This window comes from Flavobacterium sp. LC2016-01 (genome assembly GCF_009711135.1).
Taxonomy (GTDB): Bacteria; Bacteroidota; Bacteroidia; order Flavobacteriales; family Flavobacteriaceae; genus Flavobacterium.
The window spans coordinates 270934-291784 of sequence record NZ_WMIC01000003.1 but is presented as its reverse complement, the minus strand read 5'-3'; the positions used below and the strand labels follow the sequence as shown (position 1 = coordinate 291784).

At 33.7% G+C, this 20851-nt stretch carries 19 protein-coding genes; 8 read left to right on the top strand and 11 right to left on the bottom strand.

Annotated elements, in window-relative coordinates; genetic code table 11:
- The first annotated feature begins 30 nt into the window (after positions 1-30).
- The 4 genes from GKZ88_RS08305 to can all read left to right on the top strand — a co-directional run bounded on the left by GKZ88_RS08305 (position 31) and on the right by can (position 3419).
- Positions 31-510: a Dps family protein gene (locus tag GKZ88_RS08305; protein ID WP_155101911.1), complete on the top strand. Its 480-nt coding sequence runs from the start codon at positions 31-33 to the stop codon at positions 508-510.
- Positions 511-643: 133 nt separating this feature from the next.
- Positions 644-928, top strand: a complete 285-nt coding sequence (locus GKZ88_RS08300; RefSeq protein WP_155101910.1) for a hypothetical protein — start codon at positions 644-646, stop codon at positions 926-928.
- An 80-nt stretch (positions 929-1008) separates the two neighbouring features.
- On the top strand, positions 1009-2658 hold the full coding sequence (locus GKZ88_RS08295; RefSeq protein ID WP_155101909.1) for a SulP family inorganic anion transporter: 1650 nt from the start codon (positions 1009-1011) through the stop codon (positions 2656-2658).
- Between the two features lie 122 nt (positions 2659-2780).
- Positions 2781-3419, top strand: coding sequence for a carbonate dehydratase (gene can, locus GKZ88_RS08290; RefSeq protein WP_155101908.1), 639 nt, complete (start codon positions 2781-2783; stop codon positions 3417-3419).
- A 33-nt stretch (positions 3420-3452) separates the two neighbouring features.
- Here can and GKZ88_RS08285 read toward each other — a convergent pair whose 3' ends face one another.
- Together GKZ88_RS08285 and GKZ88_RS08280 are read right to left on the bottom strand one after the other, a co-directional pair.
- The gene (locus tag GKZ88_RS08285) at positions 3453-4655 is read right to left on the bottom strand and encodes an LETM1-related biofilm-associated protein (RefSeq protein WP_155101907.1); all 1203 of its coding nucleotides are present in this window, start codon (positions 4653-4655) and stop codon (positions 3453-3455) included.
- Positions 4656-4763: 108 nt separating this feature from the next.
- The gene (locus GKZ88_RS08280) at positions 4764-5291 is read right to left on the bottom strand and encodes a superoxide dismutase family protein (protein WP_155101906.1); all 528 of its coding nucleotides are present in this window, start codon (positions 5289-5291) and stop codon (positions 4764-4766) included.
- 213 nt (positions 5292-5504) lie between these two features.
- On the opposite strand from GKZ88_RS08280, the gene GKZ88_RS08275 reads away from it, so the two are divergent.
- The 4 genes from GKZ88_RS08275 (at position 5505) to GKZ88_RS08260 (ending at position 8007) form a co-directional block, all read left to right on the top strand.
- Positions 5505-5930 carry an META domain-containing protein gene (locus GKZ88_RS08275; RefSeq protein WP_155101905.1) on the top strand — a complete coding sequence of 142 codons (426 nt, stop codon included), beginning with the start codon at positions 5505-5507 and terminating at the stop codon, positions 5928-5930.
- Positions 5931-5963: 33 nt separating this feature from the next.
- Positions 5964-6485, top strand: coding sequence for a DUF4251 domain-containing protein (locus GKZ88_RS08270; protein ID WP_155101904.1), 522 nt, complete (start codon positions 5964-5966; stop codon positions 6483-6485).
- Between the two features lie 40 nt (positions 6486-6525).
- A complete protein-coding gene (locus tag GKZ88_RS08265) occupies positions 6526-7440 on the top strand; it encodes a transporter (protein ID WP_155101903.1) in 915 nt (304 codons plus the stop codon).
- Positions 7441-7521: 81 nt separating this feature from the next.
- Positions 7522-8007, top strand: a complete 486-nt coding sequence (locus GKZ88_RS08260; RefSeq protein ID WP_155101902.1) for a hypothetical protein — start codon at positions 7522-7524, stop codon at positions 8005-8007.
- Between the two features lie 54 nt (positions 8008-8061).
- On the opposite strand, the gene GKZ88_RS08255 is transcribed toward GKZ88_RS08260, so the two are convergent.
- From GKZ88_RS08255 to GKZ88_RS08215, 9 genes are all read right to left on the bottom strand, one after another.
- A complete protein-coding gene (locus GKZ88_RS08255) occupies positions 8062-10569 on the bottom strand; it encodes a mechanosensitive ion channel domain-containing protein (RefSeq protein ID WP_155101901.1) in 2508 nt (835 codons plus the stop codon).
- A gap of 90 nt (positions 10570-10659) precedes the next feature.
- Positions 10660-11751, bottom strand: coding sequence for a glycoside hydrolase family 18 protein (locus tag GKZ88_RS08250; protein ID WP_155101900.1), 1092 nt, complete (start codon positions 11749-11751; stop codon positions 10660-10662).
- 295 nt (positions 11752-12046) lie between these two features.
- The gene (locus tag GKZ88_RS08245; protein WP_155101899.1) at positions 12047-13852 is read right to left on the bottom strand and encodes an acyl-CoA dehydrogenase family protein; all 1806 of its coding nucleotides are present in this window, start codon (positions 13850-13852) and stop codon (positions 12047-12049) included.
- A 32-nt stretch (positions 13853-13884) separates the two neighbouring features.
- Positions 13885-14250 (bottom strand): four helix bundle protein, encoded by a 366-nt coding sequence (locus GKZ88_RS08240; protein ID WP_155101898.1) that lies wholly within the window; start codon positions 14248-14250, stop codon positions 13885-13887.
- Positions 14251-14374: 124 nt separating this feature from the next.
- Positions 14375-15556, bottom strand: a complete 1182-nt coding sequence (locus GKZ88_RS08235) for an acetyl-CoA C-acyltransferase (protein WP_155101897.1) — start codon at positions 15554-15556, stop codon at positions 14375-14377.
- Positions 15557-15646: 90 nt separating this feature from the next.
- A complete protein-coding gene (locus GKZ88_RS08230; protein WP_155101896.1) occupies positions 15647-18037 on the bottom strand; it encodes a 3-hydroxyacyl-CoA dehydrogenase/enoyl-CoA hydratase family protein in 2391 nt (796 codons plus the stop codon).
- 56 nt (positions 18038-18093) lie between these two features.
- A complete protein-coding gene (locus tag GKZ88_RS08225) occupies positions 18094-18552 on the bottom strand; it encodes a MarR family transcriptional regulator (protein ID WP_035647209.1) in 459 nt (152 codons plus the stop codon).
- 221 nt (positions 18553-18773) lie between these two features.
- The gene (locus GKZ88_RS08220) at positions 18774-19811 is read right to left on the bottom strand and encodes a WYL domain-containing protein (protein WP_155101895.1); all 1038 of its coding nucleotides are present in this window, start codon (positions 19809-19811) and stop codon (positions 18774-18776) included.
- 355 nt (positions 19812-20166) lie between these two features.
- Positions 20167-20781: a hypothetical protein gene (locus GKZ88_RS08215; RefSeq protein ID WP_155101894.1), complete on the bottom strand. Its 615-nt coding sequence runs from the start codon at positions 20779-20781 to the stop codon at positions 20167-20169.
- Between the last annotated feature and the right edge of the window lie 70 nt (positions 20782-20851).

The following is a 20851-nucleotide window of genomic DNA, read 5'->3' as shown; positions in this document are numbered from 1 at the left end:
TTGTAGTAAATTAGTGTAAAAAATTAGATTATGAAGACAAATATTTTAGGATTACCCGTTAAAGAATCAGAATTGTTAGTAAAAGAATTGAATATATTACTTTCAAATTTTCAAGTTTATTATCAAAATTTGAGAGGAATTCATTGGAACATCCGCGGAAAGCGTTTCTTTGATCTTCATGTAAAATTTGAAGAATTATACACCGATGCACAGCTTAAAATAGATATGATAGCCGAAAGAGTTTTGACTATTGGCGGAACTCCTTTGCATACTTTTGAAGATTATATAAAAAATAACAAACTGACGATTGGAAAAAATATCTCAAACGATGAAAAGGCAGTTCAGTTAATTGTTAATTCATTATCTGATTTACTGAAAATTGAAAGAGAAATCTTAAATAAATCGGGTGGAATTAATGATGAGGGGACAAATTCGATGATGAGCGACTTTATCGCAGAGCAGGAAAAGACAATTTGGATGATGAATGCATGGCTAGAAGAAACCTTGTAATTTATTATTTTTCAGTATATTAAAAAGCAGGATAGTCACTTTTGACCATTCTGCTTTTTTATTTGTGTTAAATTTCTATAAAATTTTTCGCTTCCCGCTTTGATTTTATTTGTTTAACGCTATTTTTGCCACAATGAAATTAGTCGCTCGCATATTATTATTCATATTTATTGCTTTTTTGGCAACACCAACTGTGGTGACGCTGCTGAAGAAAAGCAAAGATACGTCTATGTTTTTCAGTTTTTCTGAAGAGGAGCACTCGCATAAAGAACTTAAGGCTGCTGTTTACCCAGCAATACTTCACCATGAGGTAATGGTGCCAGTTTATATTGAAAAAAAGACCATAGCGTCTGAAAATATTGTAAAATTAGAGAATATTTCTCCGAGCATTTTTGCTCCACCTCCCAACTTGGCATAATACTTCCGATTATTTTGAACTGAACTGCATTTGCATAAATGCGGTCAATCTTTAATGAATAATTTTTTTAGTATTGTGTTATGACAAAAAAAATCAATCTTTTTGCCAACCTAAAATCTGATTTTGCTTCAGGTTTGGTGGTTTTCTTGGTGGCTCTTCCATTGTGTTTAGGTATTGCAATGGCTTCTGGAGCGCCGTTATTTTCTGGAATTATTGCAGGTGTTATTGGTGGTATAGTAGTAGGTTACTTAAGCCAGTCACACATTAGTGTTTCAGGTCCAGCTGCTGGATTAACAGCAATTATTTTAACCGCTATTACTGATTTTGGTGCTTTTGATGTGTTTTTACTGTCTGTTTTTATCGCAGGAATAATTCAATTAGCATTAGGGTTTTTAAAAGCCGGAAGTATATCAAATTATTTCCCTACCAATGTAATTGAAGGAATGCTTGCGGGTATTGGTATTATCATCATTTTGAAACAATTACCACACGCTTTTGGTTATGATGCTGATTTTGAAGGCGATCAGGCTTTTATTCAGAACGACGGAAGCAATTCATTTTCGTTTTTATTTGATGTAATTAATCATATTCAATTAGGAGCTGTTGTAATTTCGCTAGTTTCACTGGTAATTTTGATTGCTTGGGATAAAGTACCTTTTTTAAAGCGTTTAAAATTAGTTCCAGGCGCACTGGTTGCGGTTATTATTGGAGTTGTATTAAATGAAATTTTTGTTTCTTCAGGAAGTTCATTGGCAATTGCAAAAGCTCATTTAGTTTCTTTGCCAGTTCCAAAGTCTTTTGATGATTTCAAATCAATTCTGATTACGCCGAATTTCAGTGCAGTTACAAATCCGCAGGTATGGGTTGTAGCGATTACCATTGCAATTGTGGCTTCTATTGAAACATTATTATGTATCGAAGCTTCGGATAGAATGGATGTTCAAAAACGTTATACTGATACAAATGTTGAGCTTAGAGCGCAAGGTATTGGTAATATGTTAAGTTCGCTTTTAGGCGGTTTGCCAATGACATCTGTTGTGGTTCGTTCATCTGCAAATAATAATGCGGGTGCAAAATCTAAAATGTCAGCGATTATTCATGGTGTTTTGTTATTAATAAGCGTTTTGTCGATACCGGCAATTTTAAATAAAATTCCGTTGGCAACTTTAGCAACCGTTTTAATTTTGGTTGGATACAAATTAGCTAAACCAGCAACTTTCATGCATTTCTGGGAAAAGGGCAAATATCAATTTGTGCCTTTTATAGCAACTTTAGTCTTTGTTGTTGCTACAGACTTGCTGAAAGGGGTTGCGTTAGGAATTATAATCAGTATTATTTTTGTACTGAGAGGAAATTTAAAAAGAGCTTATAATTTCAAGAAAGAAGAATATGAAGATGGAGATGTCATTCATATTGATTTAGCTCAGGAAGTTTCATTTTTGAATAAAGCGGCCATTAAGCAGACTTTAAGTGAGATTCCAGAAAACTCAAAAGTCATAATCAATGCGCATGATACAGAATACATTGCTCATGATGTTCTAGATTTGATACGCGAGTTTAAAGAAACACGTGCCATTGATGAAAATATTAAGGTAAAACTTAAAGGTTTTAAAAAAGCGTACCAACTTGAAAATACGCCAGAAAACCACAATCATGTAACCATTGAACATTACTATGATGTTGCTAAAAGGGCTTTAGTAAAAAGAGAAACTTCTAAAGAACAATTTTAAAACAAATAAATTAAATTTAAGTATTTCTGTGGTATATGAAATGTCAAAATTTAGGTAACTTTACAAAAGTTCTTTTTTTGAGGCAATAAAGCACATCGAAATACAATTCAAAAAATAAAAAAATGAGAGAATTTTATAAACAAATACTTGAGAACAATAAAAAATGGGTAGAAGATTCGTTAGCGAAAGATCCTAATTATTTTGCTGATTTGGCAAAAGGACAATCTCCACCTTTATTATGGATTGGATGTTCTGACAGCCGTGTTCCTGCAAATGAAATTATTGGCGCAAAACCAGGTGAAGTTTTTGTACACAGAAACATTGCTAACATGGTTGTTCACTCTGATATGAATATGTTAAGCGTTCTGGATTATGCAGTAAATGTTTTAAAAGTAAAACACGTTATTGTATGCGGACACTATGGATGTGGTGGTGTAAAAGCGGCTATGGGAAATATGTCTGTTGGAATTATCGACAACTGGATTCGTCATATTAAAGATGAATACCGTTTACACGACAAATATCTAAATTCAATTGAAGACGAAACAGAACGTTTTAATGCTTTTGTTGAAATCAATGCAAAAGAACAAGTTTACAATTTGGCTAAAACTTCTATTGTACAAAGTGCATGGAAAAATGGTCAGGATCTAATGCTTCACGGATGGGTTTATGGTTTAAATTCTGGTTTTGTTACCGATTTAGAAGTAACCATCAGTTCGAATGATGAACTAGATGATGTTTACCAGCTGAGTAATCTATAAGAATAAAAAATCGCCTCAAAAGGGCGATTTTTTTTATTCGTTTTCGTCAAGATTTTCATTAAAAGCTGACGGAAGCATTGTTGGAATAAACTTTATCAAAATTGGCAATAATAAACTACCGCCCGGAAGTAAAAATATGGTCAAAGATGGAATCGTTTTACAGATATCTAAAAGCTGTTTTTTTACTTTTTTCTTTTCTTTGGCATCCAAATCTCTGGTTGTAGAATAAGCCAATAATACCATTAATTCCTTACTCTGAACAATTTCTTTAACCAGTCGGTTTTTGTTTCTTATAATCAATTTTACAACAGTGTGTGTCATTTGATCATAAAAGTGTTTCACCGGATTTGAATAATTGAAATACGGAATTTTCTTTTTATGTGTAGTGATGAAAAAATTAGTCATTGCGATACTTTTGGTTACAAAATTATCAGCAACATTCATCATCGAGCCTAAAGAATATAAAAAGTAAGCTTCTTCATTTTCAACAACACCGTCGCTCCATAAGGCCATTCCTGCCATATCGATTAAATAATAATGCTCTAAAGTATTGTTGAAATAATCTAATTGTAGCGTTTCTAAAGTTTCGACAGTAACTTTCGAAAATTTAGAATAGCGAATTGAGGCTTCAAAAAGTTTTATTAATAAATCATCGTGCTGTGATTTGGCTGTTTTTGTTTTCAGTGCAAGGCCAACGATTCCTAAAACAGTTTCTTCAATGCGTTTTAAATATTTATCAGGAATAGCACCATGTTCTAAATATTGTCTAAAGGCCAATACATCAATAAACAGCAAAGCATTCGTAACTAAATGCGAAAAATTTTTACTGATAATACTGTCATTGGTCTGTACACGCTGATCTATTATGTTTTCTAATGAAAGAGAAGGAGTATCCTTTGGAAGTAAAATTTTAAATAAATTAAAACCTTCCGGATTCATCTGGTTGTAGAACTTTAAAACTTCTGAAATAAAATTATTGGGCTCAGAGTTTCTTTTTTCTAAACAAAAAACATGATATAGTGTATTTAATAAGGCAACTTTAGAAATTTCGGTTTTAAACCAGCCTTTTATCGGAATTGGAATTTGAGAATCTATAGAAATAATATGCCCGTAGATAAAACCAGTTTCTCTCACTTTATAGTAAAAAGAATCTGTAGTCTCAAAAGGAATCGCTTCTGAAAACTTTTGTTCACTAAAAAACTTATCTATCCAGCCTGGTGCCGATGGGTTAATCATTAACTTTAATTTGAGACTGCAAAGCTAATTTTTTTTCTGTTGATAGAATTCATTTTAAATGAAATAACCACTAGATTTTGTGAAAAATAGTGGTTATTGCGTTTTTTATTATTTGATGATTCCTGCGCAGGCAACTCGACCGCCAGCATTTCCAGTAGGCTGCGTCGTAAAGTCGTCGGTTCCTTGGTGTACAATTAGACCTTTTCCTAAAACGTCTTTGTTTGCATCTCCACAGCCAACACACCATTCGTCAGTTGTCAAAGTAATGGTTCCGTTTCCTTTTGCATCAGCAGTAAAGTTCCCGATATCACCTTTATGATATTCGGCTGAACCCCATTTTCCATGTTTTTTGAAAGTTGGATTCCAGTGTCCGCCGGCAGAACTTCCATCAGCAGCAGAACAATCTGATTTTTCATGAATGTGTATTGCATGAACGCCTGGCTGTAATCCGGAAACTTTTGCAACAAACGTTACTTTTCCGTTTTTCTCAGTAAAAGTTGCAGTTCCAGAGACTGTACTGTTGCTTTTTGGCTCCAGATTTACGGTCAAAGTTTTGGCATCATTTGATTTTGTATTTGTCTTACAGCCAATAATTAAGGCTGTAATTATAGCGAAAGAAACAAGTGCTTTTTTCATATTTAAGGCTTTTGAATTAAAGATTAAGTAAATTTAACATAAAAAAGCCGATATAATTAACCCTAAAAGTTAAAAAAATCTAAAACTATTAAACGCAATTTAACGGCAGTTTGAGCTGAGAACAAAAAAATATTGCTTAAATTCGTATACGTTTTTAACGAAAAATTTCCCAAGTCTTGTTTTCTAATTCATTAATTTTTAATGCTTAACATTATGATGAAGAATTTTTTTACACTTGTTTTCTTAGTTACGGTATTGATTTCCTGCAAATGCCAAAAAACAGATTCAGTTTCAAAATTAGATGGAAATTGGGAACTCAATTATATTACCGGACCCAGAATTACTTTTGATGGTTTATACCCGAATAAAAAACCGACAATCAATTTTAATGTAAAAGAAAATCAGGTTTCAGGAAACAACAGTTGTAATTCATATACTGGAAAACTTAGTGTTACAGGAAATAAAATTGATTTTACACAGCCAATGGCAGTTACCAAAATGATGTGTGTAGACGGGCAAGGGGAGCAGGTTTTTATGAATACACTTCAAAAAATAACTTCTTATGATGTTACCGATGACGGAAAAACTTTAAATTTTATTTCAGGAGATATTGCTATGATGCGATTTACCAAAAAATAAAAGCATTCTATTTTAACTCTTAAATTCTATTTTATGTCAGTTAAATTATCCATTTTATTTGTGTTGGCTTGTCTTTTAAATTTTCCGGCCTTTGCTCAGGAAAAAACTAAAAAAGAGCTTAAAGCAGAGCAGGAGTTGAAAAAACAAAAAGAAATCGAAGCTTTAATTGATTCTAAAAATTTTGTTTTTGAAGCACAGAAAGCAACTCCGCAAGGAGGAAGACTTTTAAATCTTGACTATAATACTTATTTCTTAAAATTTAATGAAACGAACACAACGTGTGATCTTCCATTTTTTGGACGCGCCTATAACGTTGCTTACGGTGGCGACGGTGGTATTAAGTTTGAAGGCATTCCTGAAAATACAAGAATTGAGAAAAGCAAGAAAAAAATTATTGTAAGAAGCACAGTAAAAGGCAAAAATGATGTTTACGATCTTTTATTGACTGTTTTTTTTAATGGAGATGCTTCTCTTTCAGTTACTAGCAATAACAGAGCTCCTATATCTTATGATGGTGTAGTAGAGGCGCCTAAAACTGATGACGTTAAAAAATAGGAGTAATAGTCTAATTATTATGTTGCCAAATCTTTAATTTATGCCAAAAAGATACTTTTCTGTTTTGCCTCGAAAATACCTGTGCACGGCACTGTTTTTAATCAATATTATAAGCTATAGCCAAGATTTAGAACCTAGGGTTTATGCCAATGTACCCATAAAGCTAAACGTTGTGGCGGCCGGTTATGTTTTTATGAGCGGAAATGTTCTGACCGATCCCTCGTTGCCAATTAAAGACTTTACACTTCAAAGCAATAATTTGGCTGTAAATTATATCCGAACCTTTGGTTTAGCAAATAAACTCGCCCGTATTCAGGTGGCTTTGCCATTTACGTTTATGGATGGATCTGCTACGATCAGTGATCAATTGGTTACAGGTTCACGAACTGGTTTTGCTGATATGAAAGTTAGATTTGGAATTAATTTATTGGGTTCTCCTGCACTCGACAAATCTGAATTTAGAAAATTTGAGCAGAAAACTATTTTGGGAGTAAGTTTGGTTACTTCGGTACCAACAGGAAGATATTATGAAGACAAACAAGTTAATATTGGCACCAATCGGTGGGCTTTTAAACCCGAAATTGGGGTGTCGAAACGTTTTGCTCATGTATATGCGGAAGCCTACGGCGGTATATGGTTTTATACCGATAATAATGATTATTTAGGGAAAAAATTAGAACAAAAACCTACCTACAGTCTTCAGGCGCACGCTAGTTATTATTTTAAAAATCAAATGTGGATTGGAGCAAATACAAATTGGTTTTTTGGTGGAAGAACAGTAATAAACGGCGTATCAGATAATAGTCAGATTGATAATTGGCGGGTAGGAGCAACCTTTTCAACTCCAATTGCAAAAGGACAATCGCTGCGATTTCAGTATCATGTTGGCGCCTACACTAATAATGGCTTAAATTATTACGCATTATCTGCTGTTTATCAGTATTCCTTTTTTTAAATTTTAGATTAGATGTAAATGTTTTAAAATCAGTTTATTTAAGAGTGCATATTTATTTAGGAACAAATTAAAATTAAAACTATGAAAAAATTAAGTCTTATTTTTATTATGGCGATCGCCACGTTTTCAGTTAGTGCGCAATCTTCTTTTAAGGAAGATGTAGAAGTCCTGCAAAGTCTTTATGGAAAATCTAAAAGTGATTTGGTAAAACAATACATGAATTTGTCTGATGCGCAGTCGGTGGCTTTTACAAAGGTTTATGATAATTACGAAACGCAGCGCAAAGCTTTAGGGCAAACGAAGTTTCAGCTTATTAATGATTATGCCGCCAATTATGCTACTCTGACAGATGCAAAAGCAGATGAATTGGCCAAAGGCACTTTAAAAAATCATATTGCTTATGAAAAACTATATGAGAAAACGTATAATCAGGCTAAGAAAGCAATTGGTCCTATAAATGCGGCAAAATTTATTCAGCTTGAAGTTTATCTTCAAACGATTATTAGAAGCGAAATTTTAGAAGCCATTCCGTTTATTGGTGAATTAGATAAGACAAAAGTTCAGTAAACTTTTTTCATATAAAGGATAACAGCAAAAGTTAATAAACTGTTGCTGTTTTTTTTATTTTTTCTCAGAATCAGTAGTATTGTTGTGTATGATATGAATATCCTGTTGCGGAAACGGAATTTCGATATTGTTTTCTCTAAAAACTTTGTCAATCGAAATAATTAAATCACTTTTCACTTCATTTGCATCGTTGATGTTGTTTACCCAGTATTTAACGACAATATCAATCGAATTTGCTTTAAATTCAGTAATCCAGATAATCGGTTCGGGAATTTGCAAAACGAGTGAATGAGCTTCTAAAATGGCATTTAATAAATCTTTTACTTTTTCTAAATTGGTTCCGTATGCTACCCCAATTACAATATCAGTTCGTTTTTTATAATTTGATAAAGTCCAGTTTGTAAGATGCTGGCTTAATAAATCTCCATTTGGTATTATCACATCGGCACCGTCAAAAGTTGCCACGACACTGCTTCTGATTCCAATAGATTTCATTTTAACAGTTTGTCCGCCAATCTCGATTGTATCATTTATATTGACCGGTTTTTCAAAAGCAATAATAAGTCCGCTTACTAAATTGTTGACCAAAGTTTGGAGACCAAATCCAATTCCAACTCCCAAGGCACTAATAATAATGGTCAAGCGATCAACGGGAATTCCCGCAGATATAAAGGCAAGACTGATTCCGATACTAAAAATGGCAATTTGAACAAGAAGAATCCAGCTTCCAAATTTATTTTTCCGGTTAGTGTTGCTTGAATTTGAAGAACTGCTGGTTAAAAACGAAACAATTTTTGCAATAAGAACTGAAGTGATAATGATGAAAAAGAAAATGATAATACTTTGGTAAGAGTAATTTATAGCTCCAATAGTCCTTGGTTCATTAAAAAAAGCAATTATTGGATCTATTATGGCATGAAAAAAATAGGAGTTTTTTACAATTGAAATAAACCATCCAATTATAAATAAAGTATTGATTATCGGGCTGTAATGAATTGTTTCCAGTTCATTTGCTTCGAGCGGTGTTCCTTCATTTGATTCTTTTAAAAAATTAGAATATCTTATAATGTCAAGAATCAAACGATACGTATTTGTAAAGAGATAATACATCAGAATGGTAATAATTCCGTTGATCATTAGTAATTTTCCTAAATTATAATTGCTATCAAATAGGATAAAAAATATGGAACCTTTTTCACAAATAATCATAACAATAAGGCTGTATTTGAAAAAAGGATTCAGAATTTCTTTGTTCTTTTTTAAATTGTAAATGCTGAATATGGCCGAAGCGGCTGCAATAAATAAAATAAAATAAACTTCAGTTACCGAATGAATTAAAATATTGTTGTCGTACAAACCAAGAAGAATCAGAACGACATAAATTTTCCATACAAATTTCTCTTTTTTGCAAAAATGCTCTTTGTTCACAACTGTTAATGCAATAATCGAGATTAGCCAAATGATGGTTGTAAAGGCAAAGGGCGGAAAAATAAATAAAAAATTAAACACAGTGAATGAAACTAATATTGCGCAGCTGACAGGATGGATGAAAATTTGTTTTGATACATTTATAGTATCATAAAGTCCTTCTTTTATATATTTATTCTTTAAAAACAGCAAATAGATTATTAGACATGAAGCGGCCAAAAGCATTAAAATGATTGCATTAAAATGGTTTGTTATAAAAAACAGCAAAATGATTAATACTTTGGTCAATGAATAAAAGAAAGCTCCTATAAAAGAACTATTACCTTCATTTGGATTAAAAATATCTCCATCAGAATGTAGCAGGTTCTGGAATTCATTTTTTCGAATATTATCTGTTTCTATAATATCGTTTTGGAGGTCGAATTTAAATCGGCTTCCGATAATTTGAAGTTTGCTGATGCTGTCTAATGCGTCCTTAAATCGTTTGTTGAGTTGTCCGACATCCGAATTCATTTGCGAATATCTTTCGTAGTATAATGCTTTTCTAAGCGAATCTTTTGGAAGTGTAAAAAGGGATTTTTTTATGGTTAAAGAATCAATTATGCTTTGCATTTCGCTTAGTTCTAATCTATTCTTGTTGATTTTTGCAAGCTGAATCTCTACTCGGGTTTGCAGTTCTTTTAGCATTATTGAAGTTACAGTAATGTTTCGAAGCGTCTGAAAATCATTTTTGTTTTTAATGATACCGTCAATTGCCGTTTTTTTCAGTGTAATTACATAATCTAATTCTGAAGTAAAACCTTTATAATCGATTCCGGTTTTTAAAGTAAGATCTGCTTTTTGAATGTTTTTAGAAATGGCATCAAATAATTCCGCCCGTTCTCGACTTATTTGATTTTCTTTAAAAAGAGTATTGCTTTTTTCTTCGTCCTGTTCTAATAGATTTTCAATTTTATTGTATTCTGAATTTTTTCCGTCTGATTTTGTAGAGTCGGATAAATTCTGATTTTGGGAATAAGACACATAAAATTGAGAAAAAAAGAAAAATAGTACTGTAAATGTTTTTGAAACTAATGACTGAAGTTTAGCATTTTTATAAAGAAGCCTATTTGGTATAAGATTATAAAATGCCATAACAGTTTGTTTTTGAGAAGTATATCAAAAATACTACAAAAAAAAATAACCTGAAAAAAGATTTTTTCAGGTTACTCTTTAAAGTTTTAATTATTTGTTTTTGACTTCATAAATGGCATTTACCATTCCGTCTTTTGGAGTATCGAGAACAAGTTCCCAAAACATAATGCCTCCCAATTTTTTTGATTTTACATATTCCGTTTTTTCTTTTATTGAAGTAAGATCATCACCTGTTGCAAAAGTTTTTTCTTTTTCATTGTACCAATATGGCGCTTTTGCTTTATCATCCCAAAAATATTTCCAGCCATTAGCTTCTGTAAAAACTGTGGAAAAACTTTTAAAGTCAGTTCCTTGGATATGTTCTCCGGCTTGGTATAGACCATTATTGACGTTTTCAACATTTTTCCAAGTTCTGGTATAAAATGCTCCTCCAATAATTAATTTAGAAGCAGGAACGCCTTGTTTTAATAAATAAGTAACGGCTCTGTTTGTCGATTCTTCTTTTGGATTTGTGCTGTATAATGGTGTATGATGTCCTGTAACTTTAGAATAACCGTTTACTAAATCGTAACTCATAATATTGATGCGATTTACCAAAGGCGTCACCGCTTTCCAATCAATAGATTCATCTAAATATTTCTGAAAACCTCCTGCGGCAAAACTCAACTCATATTTTTTGCCTAAAGTAGAGCGAAGAATTTTAAGCAATTCTGTAAAATTAGGTTTGTCAACAGCTTGGTACAAATGTCCCGGAAGTCCTTCAATTGCTGGATATTCCCAATCTAAATCTAAACCATCAACTTTGAAATAATCACTAACTTCTTTTACTGATTTTGCAAAAGTCAATCTTCCTTCGGAAGTTGAAAATGCTGAAGAACAAGGTTCACAGCCACCCCAGCCGCCAAGAGATAAAATAATTTTTAACTGTGGATTTTTTGCTTTAAGCGAAACTAAATGTTTAATTGTTAAAGAATCTTTAGGAGAATCTACACTTAGTTTTCCCTCTTTTAAATGACAAAAACTAAAAATAATCTGGTTCAGTTTATTGACTTCATAGTCATCAATTAATTTGGAATCACCTGTATAATAAGCAATAATGTCCAATTTTTTATTTTTCTGAGCAAAAGTTGAGGTAGAAAAAATACAGAGAAATAAAAATGCAATTAGGTTAATTTGTTTCATTTTTTATTTTTTGAAGTTTTAGAATGTTAAATATAAAGCAATACATTTAATATTTAACCATTTCATACCATTGCGAAAGCTGATTTTAACGAATATTTTGCAAATCGTTGCAAAAATATTGCGTTATAAGAACTTTGTCAAAGTTTTAAACTTTGACAAAGTTGACCACTAAAAAACGCTGGTTTTAAAATGAACTTACATCACTTATATGGTTCAAAAAAAACAAAAAATAAACCCGCGCAGTTTCGGACTTGCGCGGGTTTAAACAAATTAAAAGCTAAAAACTATTGTGATATTAGAAGCAGTAAGTATCTTCTGCAACTAATTTTGCGGCGATTTTTTCTCTCAATGCCACTACGTTTGGCAAGTTGGTGTATTTTGTAAAACGTTTTAATCCCATTAACATCATACGTTGTTCGTCACCTTCAGAGAAAGAAGCGATACCTTCTTTTCCTCTTAAGTTTACGATATCTACAGCTTTATACAAGTATAATTTTGCCATAGCGATTTGCTCCTGAACTTTATCTTCGCCTTGCGCTTTTGCTAACTTTTCAGTTCTCAAAATGGTACTTTCAGCCATGTAGATTTCGATCAAGATATCAGAAGCTGCCATCAATAATTGTTGGTGAGCATCTAATTCAGGACCATATTTTTGAACAGCGCTACCAGCAACCATTAAGAATACTTTTTTCAAGTTTGCGATGATTCCTTTTTCTTCAGCAAATAATTCAGAGAAATCTGGAGTATCAAAAGATGGAATTCCCATTAATTCTTCCTGAACTTTCATTGCTGGTCCAAGTAAATCAACGTGTCCTTTCATTGCTTTTTTGATCAACATACCTACAGAAAGCATTCTGTTGATTTCGTTTGTTCCTTCGTAGATACGAGCGATACGAGCATCTCTCCAAGCACTTTCCATTGGAGTGTCTTCAGAGAATCCCATTCCACCAAAAATCTGAATTCCTTCATCAGAACAAGATTGAACGTCTTCAGAAACTGCTACTTTCAAGATAGAACATTCGATAGCATATTCTTCAACACCTTTCAATTCAGCTTCTTGGTGAGAAGTTCCTTCTGCTTCACGAGCAGCGATTCTGTCTTCGATATCTTTTGCAGCACGGTAAGAAGCACTTTCTCCAGCGTAAGCGTTAGTTGCCATTTCAGCTAATTTAGAACGGATAGCCCCAAAAGATGAAATAGATGTATTGAACTGAATTCTTTCGTTAGCATATTTTACAGCTCCAGAAGTTACTCTTCTTTGCGCATCAAGACATGCAGCAGCCAATTTAATACGACCAACATTAAGAGCATTCATTGCAATTTTGAAACCATTTCCTCTTTCAGATAACATGTTTTCAACAGGAACTTTCGTATCGTTGAAGAAAACCTGACGCGTAGAAGAAGCACGGATTCCTAATTTATGCTCTTCTTCGTTCATAGAAATTCCGTTTGATGGATCGTTTTCTACGATGAAACCTGTAATATTTTTATCATCTCCAATACGAGCAAAAACGATGAAAACGCTGCAGAAACCTGCATTCGAAATCCACATTTTTTGTCCTGTGATTAAATAATGAGTTCCGTCTTCAGATAAAACCGCTTTAGTTTTTCCTGAGTTAGCATCAGATCCTGCGCCTGGCTCAGTTAAGCAATAAGCTCCAAACCATTCTCCAGAAGCCAATTTCGGAACGTATTTTTTCTTTTGTTCTTCAGATCCATAAAGAGTAATTGGCATAGTTCCAATTCCAGTATGAGCTCCGAAAGCAGTAGAGAAAGATCCCGTTGCTCCAGAAATGTAGTCACAAACTAACATTGTAGAAACAAATCCCATTCCTAATCCGCCGTATTCTTCTGGAACTGCAACTCCAAGAAGTCCTAGTTCACCAGCTTTACGCATAGAAGATTCTGTGTAAGCGTAATCTTTTTTCTCAAAACGATCTTTATGCGCCCATAATTCTTTGTCTACGAACTCTTTTACAGAGTCACGCATCATTAACTGCTCTTCAGAGAAATCTTCTGGTGTGAAGATATCTTCGCATTTTGTTTCTTTAACTAAAAACTGACCACCACGGGTTACGTTTTTTTCGATTGTATCTGCCATTTTGTTTTTGTTTAGATTAAAAGATGCAAGAGTCAAGAAGCAAGATTTTGATCTAACTTACTTATGAAACCTGTTGTCATCTTTTGAAATTCAATTATTTTGTTTTCTATTTCTTCTGTTTTTGTCTTGGATAGATAATCATTTTGAAAAGCTATCAGTAATTGTGTTTGCAATTCAAATGACGAACCTAAACTAATATTCAAATAATGCTGAAAGTGTTTATTTCCTCTGTTTGAACCTTCAGCAATATTAGAAGGCATTGAAACAGAACATCTATTCATTTGACTTATTAAACTATAAGTTTCTGATTTTGGAAAAGTGGCAGTTAGTTTATAGATATCATTTGTAATTTCCATAGCTAAAATCCAAATTCTCAAATTCTTAAAATTGTGTCTCATTTTTTTTGAGGCAAGATAAGAAGAAAAATTAAAAGTAAGTTTTGTACTACTTTTTAAAACTCTGTTTTTAGAACATTTTCATTCCAAAATTAAGTCTTGCTTCTTGCTTCTTTCCTCTTAAAAACTACAACACTTCGTAAACCCCTGCAGAACCTTGCCCAGTTCCCACACACATAGAAACGATTCCGTATTTATTACCTCTGCGTTTCATTTCGTCGAATAACTGAACAGAAAGTTTAGCTCCCGTACATCCCAGAGGGTGTCCTAAAGCGATCGCTCCACCGTTTACGTTTACGATTTCTGGGTTAATGTTTAACTCGCGAGTTACTGCCAAAGCTTGTGAAGCAAAAGCTTCGTTTAACTCAATTAAATCAATATCATTCAATGTTAATCCTGCTTGTTTCAAAGCTTTCGGAATTGCTTTTACCGGACCGATACCCATAATTCTTGGTTCAACACCAGAAGAAGCAAAATTTACTAATCTGGCGATTGGCTCAAGATTCAATTCTTTAACCATGTCCTCACTCATGATTAAAACAAAAGCTGCACCGTCACTCATCTGAGATGAGTTTCCGGCAGTTACACTTCCGTCAGCAGCAAAAACAGGTCTTAAACCAGCTAAAGCAGCAACGGAAGTTCCAGCTCTTGGACCTTCGTCTTGTTTTACAACGTAAGACTTCGTTTCTTTTTTTCCATTTTCATTGATGAAAGTCTGCTCAACCGTAATCGGAACGATTTGTTTGTCGAATTTTCCTTCTGCTTGTGCTTTCAAAGCTTTCATGTGAGAGTTGTAAGCAAACTCATCCTGATCTTCTCTAGAGATTTTATATTGATTGGCAACCGCTTCAGCAGTTAAACCCATTCCCCAGTAATAATCTTCGTGACCTGCAGCAGCAACTTTATAATCCGGAGTTGGTTTGTAACCTCCCATCGGAATAAAACTCATACTTTCTGCTCCACCAGCAATGATACAATCTGCCATTCCTGATTGGATTTTAGCAGTCGCCATTCCGATAGTTTCTAAACCAGAAGCACAGTAACGGTTAACTGTAACTCCAGGAACATCTTCCACTTTTAACCCCATTAATGAGATCAAACGTCCAACGTTAAGGCCTTGTTCAGCTTCCGGCATGGCGTTTCCTACCATAACGTCGTCGATGCGTTTTTTATCAAAATCAGGCAGTTCATCCATCATAAATTGAATGGTTTCTGCAGCTAATTCATCAGGTCTTTTAAATCTAAAAACACCTTTTGGAGCTTTTCCAACTGCTGTTCTATATGCTTTTACTATATATGCTGTTTTCATTTGTTTTGTTTTTTTTAAGATTCATTAGAAGAAAGAGGCAAGAGGCAAGATATTTCTAAAGTCTTGCTTCTTGTTTCTTGCATCTTTTATCTAGTTACGAAGCGGTTTTCCTTTAGTTAACATATATTGAATACGCTCTAGAGTTTTTCTTTCTGTACATAAACTCAAGAAAGCTTCACGTTCGATATCTAATAAGTATTGTTCAGATACTAAAGTAGCTTCAGATAAATCACCACCAGCCATTACATAAGCCAGTTTGTTAGCGATTTTCTTGTCGTGCTCAGAAATGTATTTTCCAGCTTCCATTTGATCTGTTCCAACTAAGAACATTCCAAGAGCTTGTTTTCCTAATACTTTAACATCCGTTCTTCTGATAGGCTGTGTATAACCAGCTTCTGCCATTAACAAAGCATGTTTTTTAGCTTCAGCAATCTGACGATCTTTGTTTACTACAATAACATCTTTCCCATGTTGAAGAAGCCCTGTATCAAAAGCTTCATAACCAGAAGTCGAAACTTTTGCCATTGCGATTGTCAAGAAATACTCTTGAAGAACGTTCAATTCCACATCATTTTTGCGGAATAAATCTGAAGCTCTTAAAGCCATTTCTTTAGATCCACCACCGCCAGGAAGTACACCAACACCAAATTCAACTAATCCCATATAAGTTTCTGCAGCAGCAACCACTTTATCAGCGTGTAAGCTCATTTCGCATCCACCGCCAAAAGTCATTCCGTGAGGTGCCACTACAACTGGAATTGAAGAATAACGAACACGCATCATTGTATCTTGGAACAATTTAATCGCCATGTTCAATTCGTCGTATTCCTGCTCAACTGCCATCATGAAAATCATTCCGATATTAGCCCCAACAGAGAAATTCGCTGCCTGGTTTCCAATAACCAAACCTTGATATTCTTTTTCAGATAAGTCAATTGCTTTATTGATAGCTTGTAAAACGTCACCACCAATGGTATTCATTTTAGATTGGAATTCTAAGTTCAAAATTCCGTCTCCTAAATCCTGAATGATTGCACCACTATTGCTCCAAACTTTTTTGCTTTCGCGGATGTTGTTCAGAATAATAAATGAATCTTGTCCAGGAACTTTTACTTGTGATTTTGTTGGAATGTTATAGAAATAAGTCGCTCCCTCTTTTACAGTGTAGAAACTGTCGCTTCCAGAAGCCAACATTTCAGTTACCCATGCAGCTGGTTCTAAACCTTCTGCTTTCATGATTTCAATTCCTTTGGCAACACCAATGGCATCCCAGATTTCGAATGGACCATTTTCCCATCCAAAACCAGCTTTCATGGCATCATCAATTTTGTATAATTCGTCTGAGATTTCAGGGATTCTGTTTGACACATAAGCAAACATTCCGGCGAAACTCTTACGGTAAAATTCTCCCGCTTTGTCAGTTCCTTTAACTAATACTTTAAAACGATTGATTGGTTTATCAATAGTTTTTGTTAATTCAAGAGTAGCAAAATTTGCTTTTTTTGCAGCGCGGTATTCTAATGTATCTAAGTCTAAAGAAAGAATGTCTTTATCTACTTTTTTATAAAAACCTTGTCCAGTTTTGCTTCCCAACCAATTGTTTTCCATCATTTTTGTGATGAAATCAGGAAGTTTGAACAATTCGTGTTGTTCGTCTGTTGGGCAGTTTTCATAAATACCATTGGCAACGTGTACCAAAGTATCCAAACCAACAACGTCAACCGTACGGAAAGTAGCCGATTTTGGACGACCAATTACTGGGCCAGTCAATTTATCAACTTCTTCAATCGTTAATCCCATTTCTTTCACTAAATGGAATAAACTCTGGATTCCGTAAATACCAATTCTGTTTCCAATAAACGCTGGAGTATCTTTAGCAACAACCGAAGTTTTTCCTAAGAATTTAGATCCGTATTCGTTTAAGAAATCCAATACTTCAGTTGAAGTTTTTGGACCCGGAATAATTTCAAATAATTTTAAGTAACGCGCAGGGTTAAAAAAGTGGGTTCCGCAGAAGTGCTGTTGAAAATCTTCGCTTCTTCCTTCGCTCATAAAATGAATTGGAATACCAGATGTGTTAGATGTAACCAAAGTTCCCGGTTTACGGAATTTCTCGATTTGTTCAAAAACCAATTTTTTGATATCCAAACGTTCCACTACAACCTCAATAATCCAGTCAACATTGGCAATTTTTGCCATATCATCAGTCGTGTTTCCAGTCGTGATTCGGCTAGCGAATTTTTGACTGTAAATAGGAGATGGTTTCGATTTTAATGAATTCGCCAAGTGCTCGTTTACCACTCGGTTACGAACAGCTTTACTTTCAAGAGTTAATCCTTTTTTAGCTTCAGCCTCGGTCAATTCGCGTGGTACGATGTCAAGAAGTAAAACTTCAACACCAATATTGGCAAAATGGCAAGCTATTCCTGAACCCATAATTCCGGATCCAATTACAGCAACTTTTTTAATTGTGCGTTTCATAGTTTGTTAATTTGTTTTTGTAAGCTAGAATCTGAATTATCTCTTAAAAAGAAATACTATTCATTTTCTGTATTTTCTGTTTGATTAAATATGTTTTTATCGTGAATCAGTTCGTTTATAATTTCAGAAACTTCGATAAAATGTTTCAGCTTTTCGTCTGATACATGTTTTCTAACGGTCTCATTAAATTTTAGAACGGTATTTTTAGATAAATCTCTTTTTTCTTTTCCAAATTCGGTAAGGTAAATTAAAACGCCTCGGCCGTCACTTGGGTTTTTTTTGCGAACAATTAAACCTTTTTCCTCCATAGATTTGAGCGTTCTGGTTAAGCTTGTAGCTTCCATACCCATTCTAGGGCCTAAGGCGGTCGATGGTGTTCCTTCTTCTTTGTCCATACTTAAAAGTGCAAATCCCGTCGCCATTGTTGCATCGTACTTTGCAGCTTCTTCGTTATACATTCTTGAAACAGCTTGCCATGTCGCTCTCAAAATATAATCTATCGTTTTATCTTTCATAGGTAACTATATCGATTTCAAATATAATTAAAAAATACTATGCATGCATATTATTTTTAAATAAATTTTTGGTTAATTAAAAAATGTCTTTGGTTTACAGTGTTTTGAGGTTAAATTTTAACTGAAATATACTATTCTTTTTTGAAATTTTAACAAAATTCATGTCGTAAAAAATCTTTTTTGATTTTAAAACGGGATTTAATTTGGTATTATGCAAAAAATTATGCGTTTACTTCAGTTAAATCTTCAGAATCATATCTCGAAATTGCATTTTGAAGATTTTTTTTCATGCGATTTCTCAAACCTTCAGGCTTTAAGATTTCAAGACAGCTTCCAAATCCTAACAGAAGCCGTTCCATTTCATAATTGGGTATTACGAACAAATGCACAATAATACTTCCGTCTTCATTTTCTTTGATTAATCGCTGCGAGGTGTGCAAAGGTTTTGTCAGTACATACGGTGCATTCGAAGCATCAACCCATAGTTCAATCCGTCTAGCTTTTAATCCTGAATTAACCGTAACGCCAATTACATCTTTATAATACGTATCGGCATCAAAATCTTCTTCCAAGTAAGGATGATTAAAATCATAATCAATTGAAATGATTCGGTCCAAAGCTAAATTGGTAATAGGCTGTGAAGAATTTTTCTTTCCGATTAAAAACCAGCGATTGTTGAATTCCTTTAATATAAAAGGATGGAAATGGAATTTCGTTTCTTCAGCAGATTTAAAAGATTTATAGGTAATAATCAGAACCATTTTCTTAATAATCGCCTGATATATTTCATCAAGATAATGCAGTCCTTTTAGTTTCTCATTTTTATCCAAATAAATAACGGGTTTGGTATGCGATTTCTCGGCGTAGATTTTATCCTCCAATCGTTGTAGAATATCGGACACATCATTAAATAAGGAGAAATCCTTAAACTGCTTCAGCATCGAAACCGTTTCAGTCAAAACATTCATATCGGTTTCCGTTAGCGGAATATCGGTTATTGTGAAATCTTCGTCTTCATATTTATAATACTTTTTGTCGTAAACCACAATTGGAGCATTATAACCGAGTTTTTCACTGCGCATCAACTGAATATCCATTTGAATCGTTCGTTTGCTGATGGGGTTTTCACGTCCTTCATATTCGAATAAAGCTTCAGAACAGCATTCGATTAAATCTTCCAAAGTCCATTGCCGATATTTATTCTGCAGACATTTGTCGATTGTTTTGTACCGGATTAAGGCGTTTTTGTTTTGTGACATGTTGTGTTGTTTTTGCTCGCAAAGTCGCAAAGTCGCGAAGATTTATTTTTTATGCCACAGATTAAAACGATTAAAATGATTTGCTTATTTTTTTGTCATCCTGAGGAACGAAGGATCACATCCAATATTCCTCAAAGAGAATCGCCAATCTTTGTAGAGTTTCTTGTGTGATCCTTCGTTCCTCAGGATGACAAACTGTGCGTTTAATCTTTAATAAAAACTTTGCGACTCTGTGTCTTTGCGAGATTAATTTCGCGTTGTATTTTTTGGGCGTGTCCCTCCGGGTCGGGCTGTCCACTATATCTTTTGTGGCGAACCCCGCCACAAAAGGATGCCGTTCCCATCCCTCACGCATTTACGTTAATAATAAAATCTCTTTTTCAATATTAATCCTCGCTTTCTCTTCATATAAATTCCGAAACGCATCGGTTTGAAAAATAAATTCGTTTTCCAGAAAATGCTTCAACGCTTTCGCACGTCCAGGTTTATAAAGAAAATCAGGATAAATGCGATATTCTTTTCTGATTTGTTCGAAATAGATTTTATACTCTTCCCAGTCTTTCGAAAGGATTTTCAAATCAAAATCGATTAACCAATTAATATCTTGAATAGAATTCTGTTGATGTTGTTGCGTAGCACAAATAGCATCAAAAAATAATTGTTTATTTAAGCTGACATTTTCAGGTAAAATGGCCAAAGCATATTCGGCACTTTTGAGTTCGTTATCTTTTTTGGAAGCCGAATAAACAAAATCATGATAAAAGATTGAAAATAATATTTCGTTTGGATTTTGAAGTCTGTCCCGATACTTTTCAAAACTGGCAATCATTTCTTTTAAATGCGTGAGATTGTGATAATGCCTTGATTTTTTCGAATATGCCTTTTCTAAATTGATCCAGTTTTGCTGAATTTCATTTTCTGAAAAGCCAATATTAGAAAGTAGATCAAAATAAATTTTCTGTAAATTCATATTGTTTTTTACTCAAATTTAAAATTCTTTTTTTACTGCGCAAAATAATTGCGTAGTAGTTTTGAAATCT